This window comes from Buchnera aphidicola (Brevicoryne brassicae) (assembly GCF_005082825.1).
In the GTDB taxonomy this organism is placed as follows: domain Bacteria; phylum Pseudomonadota; class Gammaproteobacteria; order Enterobacterales; family Enterobacteriaceae; genus Buchnera; species Buchnera aphidicola_AK.
Map to the genome: position 1 here is coordinate 631,304 of NZ_CP034882.1, position 14,547 is coordinate 645,850.

The 14,547-nt window shown below is 25.4% G+C and carries 11 protein-coding genes, 4 tRNA genes and 1 pseudogene; 5 read left to right on the plus strand and 11 right to left on the minus strand.

The genetic code is table 11. The annotated features are described in order from the left end of the window. Position 1 precedes the first annotated feature (1 nt). From D9V66_RS03040 to D9V66_RS03080, 9 genes are all read right to left on the minus strand, one after another. Positions 2 to 75 (minus strand) — tRNA-Pro (locus D9V66_RS03040). A 32-nt stretch (positions 76 to 107) separates the two neighbouring features. After that, positions 108 to 180 (minus strand) — tRNA-His (locus D9V66_RS03045). Positions 181 to 218: 38 nt separating this feature from the next. After that, a tRNA-Arg gene (locus tag D9V66_RS03050) sits at positions 219 to 292 on the minus strand. Between the two features lie 91 nt (positions 293 to 383). Continuing rightward, positions 384 to 1,643: a transcription termination factor Rho gene (gene rho, locus D9V66_RS03055; RefSeq protein WP_158337677.1), complete on the minus strand. Its 1,260-nt coding sequence runs from the start codon at positions 1,641 to 1,643 to the stop codon at positions 384 to 386. A 140-nt stretch (positions 1,644 to 1,783) separates the two neighbouring features. After that, positions 1,784 to 2,110, minus strand: coding sequence for a thioredoxin TrxA (trxA, locus tag D9V66_RS03060; protein WP_158365998.1), 327 nt, complete (start codon positions 2,108 to 2,110; stop codon positions 1,784 to 1,786). Positions 2,111 to 2,259: 149 nt separating this feature from the next. Further along, positions 2,260 to 4,260 carry a DNA helicase Rep gene (gene rep, locus D9V66_RS03065; RefSeq protein ID WP_158366000.1) on the minus strand — a complete coding sequence of 667 codons (2,001 nt, stop codon included), beginning with the start codon at positions 4,258 to 4,260 and terminating at the stop codon, positions 2,260 to 2,262. Between the two features lie 69 nt (positions 4,261 to 4,329). Next, the gene (gene ilvC, locus D9V66_RS03070; RefSeq protein ID WP_158366002.1) at positions 4,330 to 5,802 is read right to left on the minus strand and encodes a ketol-acid reductoisomerase; all 1,473 of its coding nucleotides are present in this window, start codon (positions 5,800 to 5,802) and stop codon (positions 4,330 to 4,332) included. A gap of 32 nt (positions 5,803 to 5,834) precedes the next feature. Further along, a complete protein-coding gene (ilvD, locus tag D9V66_RS03075) occupies positions 5,835 to 7,688 on the minus strand; it encodes a dihydroxy-acid dehydratase (RefSeq protein WP_158366004.1) in 1,854 nt (617 codons plus the stop codon). Positions 7,689 to 7,930: 242 nt separating this feature from the next. Then, positions 7,931 to 8,007 (minus strand) — tRNA-Trp (locus D9V66_RS03080). A gap of 176 nt (positions 8,008 to 8,183) precedes the next feature. Between D9V66_RS03080 and D9V66_RS03085 the strand changes: the two genes are divergently transcribed. The 5 genes and pseudogenes from D9V66_RS03085 to fdx all read left to right on the plus strand — a co-directional run bounded on the left by D9V66_RS03085 (position 8,184) and on the right by fdx (position 12,536). Then, positions 8,184 to 9,398 (plus strand): IscS subfamily cysteine desulfurase, encoded by a 1,215-nt coding sequence (locus tag D9V66_RS03085; protein ID WP_158366006.1) that lies wholly within the window; start codon positions 8,184 to 8,186, stop codon positions 9,396 to 9,398. Positions 9,399 to 9,428: 30 nt separating this feature from the next. Beyond that, positions 9,429 to 9,809: a Fe-S cluster assembly scaffold IscU gene (iscU, locus tag D9V66_RS03090; RefSeq protein ID WP_158366008.1), complete on the plus strand. Its 381-nt coding sequence runs from the start codon at positions 9,429 to 9,431 to the stop codon at positions 9,807 to 9,809. Positions 9,810 to 9,898: 89 nt separating this feature from the next. Continuing rightward, entirely contained in the window at positions 9,899 to 10,423 is a 525-nt protein-coding gene (gene hscB / locus D9V66_RS03095) for a Fe-S protein assembly co-chaperone HscB (RefSeq protein WP_158366010.1), read from the plus strand. Positions 10,424 to 10,436: 13 nt separating this feature from the next. Further along, positions 10,437 to 11,966 (plus strand): annotated as a pseudogene (gene hscA, locus D9V66_RS03100) (Fe-S protein assembly chaperone HscA); the annotation flags it as partial. Positions 11,967 to 12,200: 234 nt separating this feature from the next. Then, positions 12,201 to 12,536 carry an ISC system 2Fe-2S type ferredoxin gene (gene fdx / locus D9V66_RS03105; protein ID WP_158366014.1) on the plus strand — a complete coding sequence of 112 codons (336 nt, stop codon included), beginning with the start codon at positions 12,201 to 12,203 and terminating at the stop codon, positions 12,534 to 12,536. A 5-nt stretch (positions 12,537 to 12,541) separates the two neighbouring features. On the opposite strand, the gene der is transcribed toward fdx, so the two are convergent. Next, positions 12,542 to 13,891: a ribosome biogenesis GTPase Der gene (gene der, locus D9V66_RS03110; protein ID WP_158366016.1), complete on the minus strand. Its 1,350-nt coding sequence runs from the start codon at positions 13,889 to 13,891 to the stop codon at positions 12,542 to 12,544. Between the two features lie 56 nt (positions 13,892 to 13,947). Beyond that, positions 13,948 to 14,520 (minus strand): YfgM family protein, encoded by a 573-nt coding sequence (locus D9V66_RS03115; RefSeq protein WP_158366018.1) that lies wholly within the window; start codon positions 14,518 to 14,520, stop codon positions 13,948 to 13,950. Positions 14,521 to 14,547: the final 27 nt, after the last annotated feature.

Genomic DNA, 14,547 nt, shown 5'->3' on the forward strand with positions numbered 1-14,547 from the left:
TTCGGCGAAAGAGGATTTGAACCTCTGACCTACTGGTCCCAAACCAGTTGCGCTACCAAGCTGCGCTATTCGCCGTTTTTAAAATGTATAATTTTTATATTTTTTTGGGTGGCTAATGGGATTTGAACCCATGACCTCTGGAATCACAATCCAGAGCTCTACCGACTGAGCTATAGCCACCAATAATAAAAAAATTTTTATATTTATTTTTATAAAAGTGCGCTCGACAGGATTTGAACCTGACACCTCTACCTTCGGAGGGTAGCGCTCTATCCAAATGAGCTACGAGCGCATTCGAATAAAGATAAATTAGATTTTATGATTAATTATCTTTAATGTCCAGCTTTTTTTTATAAAATCTAAATAACAAAACATTAAAGTATTTATGAACGTTTCATCATATCAAAAAATTCATCATTAGTTTTAGTCATAGAGAGTTTATTAAGCAAAAATTCCATTGCATCTATTTCACTCATAGGATGAATAATTTTTCTTAAAATCCACATTTTTTGCAATTCGTCAGGTAAAGTTAATAATTCTTCTTTTCGAGTGCCAGAACGATTATAATCAATAGCTGGAAAAACACGTTTTTCGGCAATTTTTCTAGATAGTGGTAATTCCATATTTCCAGTTCCTTTGAATTCTTCATAGATAACTTCATCCATTTTTGAACCTGTATCGACTAATGCTGTTGCAATAATTGTCAAACTTCCTCCTTCTTCTACATTACGTGCGGCACCAAAAAAACGTTTAGGTCTATGTAATGCGTTAGCATCAACACCTCCTGTTAAGACTTTTCCTGATGCAGGTACTACTGTATTATAAGCTCGAGCTAATCGAGTAATTGAATCTAATAAAATAATGACATCTTTTTTATGTTCTACTAATCTTTTTGCTTTTTCAATAACCATTTCAGCAACTTGAACATGTCTTGATGCAGGTTCATCAAAAGTGGAGGCAACTACTTCTCCTTTAACTAATCTTTGCATTTCAGTAACTTCTTCTGGTCTCTCGTCAATTAACAAAACCATTAAAACACAGTCTGGATGATTATAAGCAATGCTTTGAGCTATATTTTGAAGTAATATTGTTTTTCCAGCTTTTGGAGGTGCTACAATTAGTCCTCTTTGGCCTCTGCCAATAGGAGATGCTAAATCTAATACTCTTGCTGTTAAATCTTCAGTTGAACCATTCCCGCGTTCCATTCTTAATCGAGAATTAGCGTGTAATGGAGTTAAGTTTTCAAATAAAATTTTACTTCTTGCGTTTTCAGGTTTATCATAATTTACTTCATTAACTTTAAGTAAAGCAAAATATCTTTCCCCTTCTTTTGGTGGTCTTATCTTCCCAGAAATAGTATCACCTGTACGTAAATTAAATCTACGTATTTGACTCGGTGAAACATATATATCGTCAGGGCCAGCTAAATAAGAACTATCAGCAGAACGTAGGAAACCAAATCCATCTTGTAGTATTTCTAAAACACCGTCTCCAAATATATCTTCTCCACTTTTTGCATGTTGTTTAAGGATGGCAAAAATAATATCTTGTTTACGCATACGCGCTAAATTTTCCAACCCCATTTTTTCACCAAGAGTAATTAATTCAGAAACTGGCATATTTTTAAGTGCGGTAAGGTTCATAATGGTGGGTTCTTAGTAAAATCGGGGTAAATCTTAAAATAAAAATTATTACATAATTTTGAAATTTATTCGTTTTTTATAATAAATTCTAAATAAAATTAAGTTTTTTTGATGTTTTTAACTAATTGTTTTTGATATTTTTAATGAATGTATTCATTTAAAAATTCTTTAAGTTGTAATTTAGAAATGGCTCCTACTTTAGTTGCGAGAACTTCACCATTACGAAATAACAATAATGTAGGAATACTTCGAATGGAATATACTGGAGCAATATCAGGGTGTTTTTCTATATTTAACTTTCCAACAATAATTTTATCAGAATATTCTTCTGATATTTCATTTAAAATAGGTGCTAAAATTTTACAAGGATTACACCATTCAGCCCAAAAGTCAACTAAGATAAAATCTTTCGATTTTAAAACTTTTTCTGAAAAATTTTGATCAGTTAATTCAATTATTTTATTCATTTTTATGTTTTTACTCAAAATTAAGAAATTTCACAAAAAATTAATTTTAAATTTTTATAATTTAAAAAATATATAATATGATTATATCATTTTTATTTTTTTTTTAAACTAAAATTAAAAATTTTATCTAAAATTATTTTTTTAATTTGTTAATTTTTTTTGAAATTAAAAATTTTTAATTTTTTGTTTTCTTTTTTTAAAGATTTTTCTACAAAAATACTTTTATCCCATTTTAAATCTTCTTGAGGTAATTCAAATAAAAACCTACTAGGTAACATATCTAAAATTTGTCCATATTGATTTCTTGTCGAACAATAAGTAAAAAATAATTGTTTTTGAGCTCTGGTTATTCCTACGTAAGTTAATCGTCTTTCTTCTTCTATATTATTATCATTAATACTTTTATGATTAGGTAAAACTCCTTCACACATACCAATCATAAAAACTGAAGGAAATTCTAAACCTTTAGAAGCATGCAAAGTCATTAATTGTACTTGATTTTTTTCTGAGTCTTTTTTAGTATTTTGTTCTACCATATCACGTAGTGTCATACGTGCAATAATTTTTGATAAACTCATAGGTTTTTCTAATTCATCACCTTTAATCATATTTTTTATCCATGTCGATAAAGTATGAATATTGTTTATACTATCTTTTACCTTTTTTGGCTCCTTTATAATTTTAGATAACCATGTTTCATATTCAATTTCATTAATAATTTTATCTAAAATTATAGATGGTTTTAAAAAAGATAATTTAATAAAACTTTCTATTAAAAGAATAAAATTTTTTATTTTATCAAAAGTTTTTTTGTTTAAAAAATTTTTTAATTCAATATCGTTACTTGCTTCATAAAGACTCTTATTTTTTTTATTGGCCCAATTTTCTATTTTTTTTAATGTAATAATACCTATTTTTCGAGAAGGCACATTTATAATTCTCATGAATGCAGAATTATCATTTTTGTTGATAATAATTCGAAGATAACTTAATAAATCTTTAATTTCCGGATGAGAAAAAAATGAAGAATTTTTTGAAATATTGTATGGAATATTTTCTTTTATTAATACTTTTTCAAGGATTCTAGATTGATAATTGCCTCGATATAAAATAGCATAATCTTGATATTTCACTGATTTTTTAGAACATTGTAGTAAAATTTTTTTCGCTATTTTTTTTGCTTCATTTTCTTCATTTTCAGCTATTATAACTTTTATAAAGTTTCCATATTGTAATTGAGAAAAAAGGTTTTTTTGTAAAAAATGTATATTATTAGAAATAAGACTATTTGCAGCTTTTAGTATTCTACCTGAAGATCGATAATTATGTTCCATTTTTATAATTTTTAAATCAGGAAAATCTTTTTTTAATAAAAAAATATTTTTAGGATTTGCTCCTCTCCATGAATAAATAGACTGATCATCATCTCCAACTAATGTAAAATTAGAATTAATATCAGTAAGTACTTTTATAAATTCATACTGACTATTGTTCGTATCTTGATATTCATCAACTAATAAATAAGAAATTTTATTTTGCCAACGATTTTTGATTTCTTTGTTTTTTTTTAACAAAATTGTCGGTATACAAATTAAATCGTCAAAATCTAAAATATTTGATTTATAAAGATAAGTGTTATATTTATCATAGATATCTGAAAAATATTTTTCTGAATTTGATTTTGCTAATAATTTAACTTCTAAAGGGGTAAAAAATTTATTTTTCCAATAAGAAATCATAAAATTTATTTTTTTTAATAATTTTAAATCATTTTTTACTTGTTTATCACATATTTTTTTTAGTAGCATAATTTGATCTTTTTCATCAAATAGGGTGAAATTAGCATTAAATTTTAATGAATTAATTTCTTGTTTGATAATTTTTAATCCTAATGAATGAAAAGTAGAGATAATCATATTTTTTATTTTTGCAACATCTAAATATTCTGAAAGACGAATTCGCATTTCATATGCTGCTTTATTAGTAAAGGTTACAGCTGCAATATTATCAGGTGTATATTGACAATAATTAATCAAATAAATTATCTTATTTACAATAACTTTTGTTTTTCCGGAACCAGCCCCTGCTAAAATTAAACAGGGACCATTAATAAATTTAATAGCATTTTTTTGAGCAAAATTAAGGGTCATAAAAATATCAATAGTTTTAAATTAATAAAATATATATTATTAAATATCTTTAAATAAAAAAAGAATTTTTTATTGAGCAACACTAATTGTTTTCATTTTTTTCATATAAGATCTGAGCTTTCGTCCAATAACTTCGATTGGATGATTGTGAATCATTTCATTAATTTTTTGTAATTCAATGTTATTTACAGATTTTTCAGATAACGAACAACCGAGGTCAGTGTCTTCAAGAGTTGTCGCAAAATTTTTTAAAATAGGATATGCTGATTCAGAAAAAAGATAACTACCATATTCAGCAGTATCTGAAATTACCATATTCATTTCATATAATTTTTTTCTTGCAATTGTATTGGCTATTAAAGGTAATTCATGTAGTGATTCGTAATAAGCGGATTCTTCCATTATGCCTGATTCTATCATTTTTTCAAAAGATAACTCAATACCAGCTTTTAATATTGCTACCATCAATATTCCATGATCATAGTATTCTTGTTCTGATATTTTTTGATCATAATAAGGAGCTTGTTCAAAAGATGAATTCTTTATTTTCTTTCTCCAATCTAATAAATTTTTATCTTTATTTCTCCAATCTTTCATCATTTCTATAGAAAAATAGCCTGAAATAATATCATCCATATGTTTTTGAAATAGTTCTGATAACATTTTTTTAACTGTTTGGGAAAGATGAAAAGCTCTAATTTTTGATGCATTAGATAACCGATCCATCATTAAAGTAATACCACCATGTTTAAGGGATTCTGTAATAGTTTCCCATCCATACTGTATTAATTTACCCGCATAGGATGGATCATATTTATTTAAAATTAATTTTTCATAACATACTAATGATGCAGTTTGAAGCATACCACATAAAATTGTCTGTTCACCCATAAGATCTGATTTTACTTCAGCTACAAATGATGACTCAAGAACACCTGCACGATGTCCTCCAGTAGAAAAAGCCCAAGCTTTAGCAATTTCTAATCCTATACTGTGAGGATCATTTTCATCATGTACAGCAATTAATGTAGGCACTCCAAACCCTCTTTTATATTCTTCTCTTACCTCTGTTCCTGGACATTTTGGAGCGACCATGATTACAGTAATATCTTTTCTTATTTTTTCTCCTTTTTCTACAATATTAAAACCATGTGAATAACCTAAACATGAATCTTTTTTCATTAATTTTTGGAGTTCTCTTACAACACTAGAATGTTGTTTGTCAGGAGTTAAATTAATTACTAAATCAGCACTTGGTATAAGAGAGTCATAATCACCTATTAAAAAATTATTTTCTATAGCATTTGTCCAGGATTGATTTTTTCTTAAAATACTATCTTTTTTTAAGGCATAAGAAATATTTAATCCTGCATCTCTCATGTTTAATCCTTGATTTAAACCTTGAGATCCACATCCTACAATAACTATTTTTTTATTTTTTAATATATCATTTTTTTTACTAAATTCTTCTTTTTCCATAAAACGACATTTTTTTATTTGGTTAATTTTTTGACTAAAAGTTAACATATTAAAATAATTCATTGATAAATATTCTCCTGATGTTTTAAAAATTTTTAAATATTAGATAATTTTTTTTGATTTCTAACAGCTCCTTTATCTGCACTTGTAGCAAAAAAAGCATATGTTTTTAATGCAGATGATACATATCTTTTTCGATTATAAGGTTTATAGGATAAATGCCCCTTGGATTCTTCTTGTAAAATACGTCTAGATAGTTCTTTTTCTGTAATATCTAAATTAATTATTCTTTTAGTAATATTAATATTAATTATATCACCATTTTTCACTAAAGCTATTATACCCTTGTTTGCAGCTTCAGGTGAAACATGTCCTATAGAAAGTCCTGAAGTACCACCTGAAAAGCGACCATCAGTAATTAATGCACATGTTTTGTCTAAATTCATTGATTTTAAATATGTAGTTGGATACAACATTTCTTGCATTCCTGGACCACCTTTAGGACCTTCATAACGAATAATAACAATGTCACCTGGAATGATTTTTTTATTCAAAATTGCATCAACAGCATCTTCTTGACTTTCATATACTTTGGCATTTCCAGAAAAAATATAGTTTTCTTTATTTATTCCAGCGGTTTTTATTATACAACCATTTTTTGCTAAATTTCCATATAAAACAGCTAATCCTCCATCTTGGCTATAAGCGTTTTTACAAGAACGAATACAACCATTTTTACGATCATAATCTAATTCTGACCATCTACATTGTTGAGAATATGGTTTTATTGTACGAATTCCACCAGGCTTAGCTTTAAACATTTTGATAATGTCAGGATTTTTTGTTAAAATAATATCATATTCATTTAATGTTTCTTCTAAATTTAGTTGTAATATGTTTTGTGTGTTTTTATTCAACAGATTAATACGATTTAATTCTCCTAAAATTCCCATTACACCACCTGCTCGATGAACATCTTCTACATGATATAAAGCAGTGCTTGGTGAAACTTTACAAATATGCGGTATTTTTTTAGATAGAGTATTAATATCAGACATTTTAAAGTCTACTTTTGCTTCTTGAGCTGCTGCTAATAGATGTAAAATCGTATTAGTTGAACCACCCATTGCAATATCTAATATCATTGCATTTTGAAAAGACTCTTTATTTGCAATATTTCTAGGTAAAACTTTTTTATTATTTTTTTTATAATATTCTTCAGTAATTTTAACGATAGTTTGAGCTGATTTTATAAATAAATTTTTACGATCAACATGAGTTGCTAAAAGCGTACCATTACCAGGTAAAGATAAACCTATAGCTTCTGTTAAACAATTCATGGAATTAGCTGTAAACATTCCCGAACAAGATCCACATGTAGGACATGCTGAAAGTTCAATTTTCTTAATAAAATCTTCTGATTCATTAGGGTTTCCTCCTGTCATAATAGCATCCACTAAATCAATTTTTATTTCTTTTTTGTCTTTTTGTATTTTACCTGCCTCCATAGGACCACCTGAAATAAAAACAGACGGTATATTTAATCTCAACGACGCCATAAGCATACCTGGAGTAATTTTATCGCAATTAGATATGCAAATTATGGCATCAGCACAGTGTGCATTAACTACATATTCTATAGAATCCGCGATTAATTCACGTGAAGGTAAAGAATACAACATTCCAGAATGTCCCATAGCTATTCCATCATCTATTGCTATAGTGTTAAATTCTTTTGGAACACCACCTGATTTTTGAATTTCTTTAGCTATAAGTTTACCTACTTCTTGTAAATGAATATGTCCTGGTACAAATTGTGAAAAGGAATTTACTACTGCAATAATTGGTTTTTCAAAATCTTCATCATTCATACCTGTAGCACGCCATAGTGATCTTGCTCCAGACATATTTCTACCATGTGTAGTTTTAAAAGAACGATATTTAGGCATTTTATAAGAAACTCCAAAGGATAATTTTTTAAGATTTTTGTTTTGATAAATGCACTTCTATAAATTTTTTCATATTTATAGTAAATTATATTTCTATTAATAAAATTTTTAATTGAAATAAACGATAGAATTTTTTTAGACATTTATGCAAAAAATTGCAGGAATTATATTTTTAGTATAATTAAGTATAGAAATTGATTTAATTTTTTATTTAGATGAAAAATAATCAAATGGTGAGATTTTGGCAGGGGTGGAAGGATTTGAACCTACAACTTTCGGTTTTGGAGACCGATGCTCTACCAAATTGAACTACACCCCTAAGTGACATTGTAAATTTAAAAGTAATTATATTATTATTAATAATAAAAGTCTAGTGGGTATTTTGTATATTTTAAAATAGTAAATTTCAATCATTTTTAGATCTAAAATTTTATTACAATGATAGAATATTTATTCTAATAAATTCTAAATGTTATTTGAAGGTAAATTTTTGTTATGAAAAATCCAATTTATTTAGACTATGCTGCAACTACTCCAGTAGAATATCAAGTTGCAAAAAAAATGATGAATTATTTAACAATAGATGGAATATTTGGAAATTCTGCTTCTCGATCTCATAAATTTGGTTGGAATGCAGAAGAAATTGTTGATATTGCTCGAAATCAAATATCCGAATTTATTGGTGCAGACTCTCGTGAAATTGTTTTTACTTCAGGTGCAACTGAAGCAAATAATTTAGCTATAAAGGGTATAGCTTTGTTTCATAAAAATAAGGGTAAGCATATTATTACTAGTAAGACAGAACATAAATCTGTTTTAGATACTTGTAGATATCTTGAAACTCAAGGATTTGACTTAACTTATCTTACTCCTAAAAATAATGGTATTATAGATTTAAATTATTTAAAAAAGAATATAAGAAAAGATACTATTCTTGTTTCTATAATGCATGTAAATAATGAAATTGGTATTATTCAAGATATAAAAAATATATCAAAAATTTGTCGAGAAAATGGTATTTTTTTTCATGTAGATGCTACTCAAGGTGTTGGTAAGATTCCTATTGATTTAAAAAAATTATATATAGATTTAATGTCTTTTTCTGCTCATAAAGTTTATGGACCGAAGGGAATCGGTGGTTTATATGTACGCCGTAAACCACGTGTTCGTTTATTAGCTTCAATACATGGAGGTGGTCATGAAAGAGGAATGCGTTCTGGTACTTTACCTGTTCATCAAATTGTAGGAATGGCAGAAGCATTTATTTTAGCAAAAAGAAAAATACATGATGATTTTATACGTTTAACACACTTGAGAAATTTACTTTGGAATGGAATTAAAAACATTGAAGAAGTATACTTGAATAGTGATTTAAAACAAGGAGTACCTCATATTTTAAATGTTAGTTTTAATTATGTTGAAGGTGAATCTTTAATTATGTCACTTAAAGATCTAGCAATTTCTTCTGGTTCTGCCTGTACATCTGCCAGTTTAGAACCATCTTATGTTTTAAAAGCTTTAGGGATAAAAGATGAATTAGCTCATAGTTCTATTCGTTTTTCCATTGGACGATTTACGACAGAAGAAGAAATTCAACATACAATAAAATTAGTTCATCAATCTATTTATAAATTACGTGAACTTTCACCTTTATGGGAAATGTTTAAATCTGGAGTTGATTTAAATAGTATAGAATGGGATCATAATTAAAAAAATTAAAATAAATTAAGGTAATTAAAAATGGCTTATAGTAAAAAAGTAATGGATCACTATGAAAATCCGCGAAATGTTGGATCTTTTTCTAACACTGATAAAAATGTAGGAAGTGGGTTAGTAGGTGCACCGGCTTGCGGTGATGTAATGAAATTACAAATTAAAGTTAATGACAATGATATTATTGAAGATGCTTGTTTTAAAACATATGGTTGTGGTTCAGCAATAGCCTCAAGTTCATTAGTAACCGAATGGATTAAAGGAAAATCAATAAAAGAAGCTGAAACCATTAAAAATACTAGTATAGTAGAAGAATTAGAACTTCCACCAGTAAAAATTCATTGTTCTATTCTAGCAGAAGATGCTATTAAAGCGGCTATTGCTGATTATAAAAACAAAAAGAAATAATTTGATTTTATTGTTGAAAGAATATTTTTCTTTCAACATGTAATTTATAATATAACGTTTTTACTTAGTGAGAACAATTTAGGTGATCAATGAATTATTTTATATTATTTAATCTACCAAAGAAATTTAAAATTAATAAAGAATTACTTTCTCAAAATTTTTATAAATTACAGTTACAATTTCACCCTGATTTATTTATAAATGATTCTTTATCTAAAAAAAAAGTAATTTTAGAAAAATCCATTCAAATTAATAAAGGTTATAAAATTTTAAAGAATTTTTTAAGTAGAGCAATATATCTTCTTTCTTTGCATGGTTTTAAAATAAAAAACCAAAAATTTTTTTCAGAAAATCATGGTTTTTTAGAAAAATATTTTTCTTTATATGAAGAATTAGATAATTTAAAAAAAAATAATTTCGATGAAACATTATTAAATAATTTATTGAAAAAAATATCAAAAAGAATTCAAAAATATAAAGAAGAGATTGAATTAGAATTTGAGAAAAAAAATTTTGAAAAAGTGTCTATAGTTATAGAAAAATTATTATTTTTTGAAAAAATGAGAATGAATTTAAAAAAAGAACAAAATAGCTTTAAAACAGATATAAAATAAGGGATTATAAAAAATGACTTTTTTAATAAAAAAATATAAAAAAAAAATATTTTTAGGTATTGATCTTGGTACTACATATTCTTTGGCTGCAACAGTAACAAAAAGAGGTCCTATTTTATTACCAGATAAAGAAAATCGTTACTTATTACCATCAGTTGTTCATTATAAACATAATAGTATAACGGTAGGTTGGAATGCTTTGGAAAATTTTATTAAAGATCCTGAAAATACAATTTGTTCTGTAAAACGTCTACTTGGTCGTTCTATTGAATTTATTAGACAAGAATTTCCAAATCTACCATATCTTATACAAAAAGAAATTAATGGAGGAATATTATTTCATACAAATGCAGGTCTTGTTACTCCTGTTGATGTTTCTAGCGAAATATTAAAATCCTTAAAAAAAAGGAGTTTTTCATTTTTTAATAAAGAAATAGATGCAAGTATTATTACAGTTCCAGCATATTTTAATAATTTTCAAAGAGAAGCAACTAAAAAAGCTGCTCTTCTTGCAAAAATTAATTTAATAAGATTGTTAAATGAACCTACAGCTGCAGCTATAGCTTATGGTTTAGAAGCACATAAGACAGGTATTATCATTGTATATGATTTAGGAGGTGGTACATTTGATGTTTCTATATTAAAATTAAATAAAGGAATATTTGAAGTATTAGGTACTAGTGGTGATTCTAATTTAGGTGGTGATGATTTTGATTTTGCTTTAGCAAGTTATATTTATAAAAAGTCAAATTTGTCTAATAACAGTAATAATTTTTTTCAATCATCATTGCTTAAAATAGCAAGAGAAACTAAGTTAAAATTAACTAAATATGATAAAGTTAAAGTTCATTTTTTTAATTGGATTGGTTACATTACTCGTGATGAATTTAATTCAATAATTATCAATTTTATTAAAAAAACTTTATCTATTTGTTCTAATCTTCTTGAAGAAGTTGATTTATCTATTGAAAAAATTAGTGAAGTTATAATGGTTGGCGGTTCTACTCGTGTTCCATTAGTTTATAAAAAAGTTTCTTCTTTTTTTAAAAAAAATCCCTTAAATTCTATTAATCCAGATAAAGTTGTAGCTATAGGTGCTGCAATTCAGGCAAATATGCTTGTTAATAACACTGTAAAAAATAAAATATTATTGTTAGACGTTATACCCCTTTCATTAGGTATTGAAGTTATGGGTGGTTTTGTAGAAAAAATTATTTTTAAAAATAGTTCAATTCCTATTTCAAAAACTAAAGAATTTACAACTTACAAAGATAATCAAACATCTATATTAATTCATGTCTTACAAGGAGAAAGCGAGTTTTCAAAAGATTGTATTACTCTATCTCGTTTTGTTTTGAAAAAAATTAAACCTCAAAAAGCAGGATCAATTCGTATTTTAGTTACATTTCAAATTGATACTGATGGGTTAATTAATATAAAAGTATCAGAAAAAAATGGAGATCAAGATAAAATTATTCAAATTGATAGTAACATTTTCCTTCAAGAAGTAAATATTACTAAAATAATGAAAGATTCTTCAAAAAAACTCTGAAATTTTTGTTTTAAAAAAAGTAAAAATAAATTTTATGTTTTTTAACATTTCAAAGAACAAAAAAGATAAAAAAATTATAAAAATATATTAATTAAAAGAATTGTTTTTAAATTTAAACTTAGTTTAAAAATTTTTTTAAAAAATAAGTAAAATTGTTTTATGTCATAACTTATACTATTATTGATTTTCATTTAAATTAAAATATTTTAAAAAGAGAATAGATAAATGCCTAAAATTTTATTTTTACCTCATAAAATTATATTACCAGAAGGCGCCGAGTGTTCTGGACAAAAGGGTGAAACAATATTAAATGTTGCATTAAGAAATAATATTAAATTAGAACATGCATGTGAAAAATCATGTGCATGTAGTACGTGTCATTGTATAATAAGAAAAGGTTTTTTTTCTCTTTCAGGATGGTCTGAAAAAGAAGATGATATTTTAGATAAAGCCTGGGGTCTTGAATCTGAAAGTCGTTTAAGTTGTCAAGCAATTATTGGAAATATTGATCTTGAGGTAGAAATACCCTTATATACTGTTAATTATGTTAGAGAATGTTGATTTTTTTATTTTTTAACATAAGGATTAATATTATCTTTAAATTGTATTTGTATAGGTGTTCCTTTTATATCAAGATTATTGTGAAAAAAATTAATTAAATATCGTTTATAAGGTAAAGATAAATATTTAACTTGATTCCCATGTATAATAATTTTAGGTGGATTAGAACTACCTAAATGTGCATATTTTAGTTTTATTCGACGTCCTTTGATGATTGGTGGTTGGTGTTTTTTAGTAGCTTCTTGCATAATTTTTATAAGTTTTGATGTACTAATTTTTTTATTAGAGTTTTCATATGCTTCTTTTATTGATTTAAATAGTTTTAAAATACCTATTTTATGTAATGCAGATATAAAATGTATTTTTGAAAAATAAAGAAATTTTAATTTATTATTAATAATTTCTTTGATTTTTTTTCTTTCATAAGAATTTAATAAATCCCATTTATTAATAACAATCACAATACCCTTTCCTGATCTTATAATAAAATCAGCTAGCAGTAGATCTTGATTACATATTTTATTATTTGCATCTATTATTAATAATATTACATTCGATTTTTCAATTGTTTGTAATGTTTTAATTATTGAAATTTTTTCAAAATTATTAGTTTTCTTGTTTTTTTTAGATGCACCTGCGGTGTCAACTAAAATATAATTTTGATTATTATATTTTATCGGAGTTGATATACTATCTAATGTAGTTCCTGGTATATTGCATGTAATCATTCTTTCTTTTTTTAGAAATGCGTTTATTAAAGTAGATTTTCCAGCATTCGGACGACCAATAAAAGCTATTTTTATAATTGATTTTTGTGTTTCTTTATTTGATTTTACTAAATCTTCTTTTTGGTCTGTTGAATTTATCCAGGGAATTAAATATTTTTTAATCAGGGTATTAATTTTTTGATTATGACTAGCAGATATTTTGTGAATTTTTTCAATTCCTAAAGAGTAAAATTCATTAATTTTAGAAAAATCATTAATCCCATCTATTTTATTAATAATAAGAATTGTTTTTTTCTTGTATTGTCTAATATTATTAATAATGTCTATTTCTTGTGGCATTAATCCATCACGTGCACTTACTATAAATAGAATTAAATTTGATTCTTTTATTGCTTCTATTGTTTGTTTTTGTGCTTTTTTTTCTATTTCAGTTAAATTAATGTCTAAACCTGCTGTATCGATTAAAATTATTTTTCTGTTTTCTTCTAATAAGCAATATCCATATTGTCTATCTCTAGTGATTCCTGAATAATTTCCTACTAATGCGTTTCTAGTTTTTGTTAATATATTAAATAAAGTAGATTTTCCTACATTAGTGCGTCCAATTAATGCAATGATAGGTATCATTTTTAATTTATACTCTTTTTAATTGAAATATATTATATTTTTATATTGCATGTATTTTATTTTAATTCATTAATTTTCATTTTAATAATTTCTTTAGATGCATTAGACAATTCTATTGATAAACTTTTTTTCCAACATTTTAATGCTTCCTTTTTTTTGTTTTGTTTAACAAAAATATCACCTTTTATATTTTCAATTATATTTATCCAATTCTTGTTTTTCATAGTTTTGAGGATATTTAATGCTAATTCATATTCGTTTTTTTGTATTTTTATTTTAACCATTCTTAATTTTAAAATGTTCTTTAAGTTTTCCTCATTTGTATATTTTAAGCAATTACTCAATTCGATAAAAGCTTTATCTAAATCATTATTTAAAATAAGTTTTTTTGCTAAAAACATACTATTAAATGTTTCATAGAAATTATTCTTTTTCAGAATAATATTTTTGTTTTTATTTAAATTTTCAAATTTTTCGAACTTTATTTTTTCTTTTATTTCATTATATTTTAGTGTTTTTTTGTTAGTTTGATAACTGGCGTTAAAATCTTTTTTAAACAATAAAAAAATACTTAAAATAAGAAAGATGATAATAAAAATGATGATGTATTTTTTAGATTTTTTAATCATATTTAATCTCTTTGGATTTTAATAATA

Coding starts and splice junctions, on each gene's coding strand:
- rho (WP_158337677.1), bottom strand. CDS start 1,643: ATGAACCTTACCGCACTTAAAAATATGCCAGTTTCTGAATTAATTACT.
- trxA (WP_158365998.1), bottom strand. CDS start 2,110: ATGAATAAAATAATTGAATTAACTGATCAAAATTTTTCAGAAAAAGTT.
- rep (WP_158366000.1), bottom strand. CDS start 4,260: ATGACCCTTAATTTTGCTCAAAAAAATGCTATTAAATTTATTAATGGT.
- ilvC (WP_158366002.1), bottom strand. CDS start 5,802: ATGAATTATTTTAATATGTTAACTTTTAGTCAAAAAATTAACCAAATA.
- ilvD (WP_158366004.1), bottom strand. CDS start 7,688: ATGCCTAAATATCGTTCTTTTAAAACTACACATGGTAGAAATATGTCT.
- D9V66_RS03085 (WP_158366006.1), top strand. CDS start 8,184: ATGAAAAATCCAATTTATTTAGACTATGCTGCAACTACTCCAGTAGAA.
- iscU (WP_158366008.1), top strand. CDS start 9,429: ATGGCTTATAGTAAAAAAGTAATGGATCACTATGAAAATCCGCGAAAT.
- hscB (WP_158366010.1), top strand. CDS start 9,899: ATGAATTATTTTATATTATTTAATCTACCAAAGAAATTTAAAATTAAT.
- fdx (WP_158366014.1), top strand. CDS start 12,201: ATGCCTAAAATTTTATTTTTACCTCATAAAATTATATTACCAGAAGGC.
- der (WP_158366016.1), bottom strand. CDS start 13,891: ATGATACCTATCATTGCATTAATTGGACGCACTAATGTAGGAAAATCT.
- D9V66_RS03115 (WP_158366018.1), bottom strand. CDS start 14,520: ATGATTAAAAAATCTAAAAAATACATCATCATTTTTATTATCATCTTT.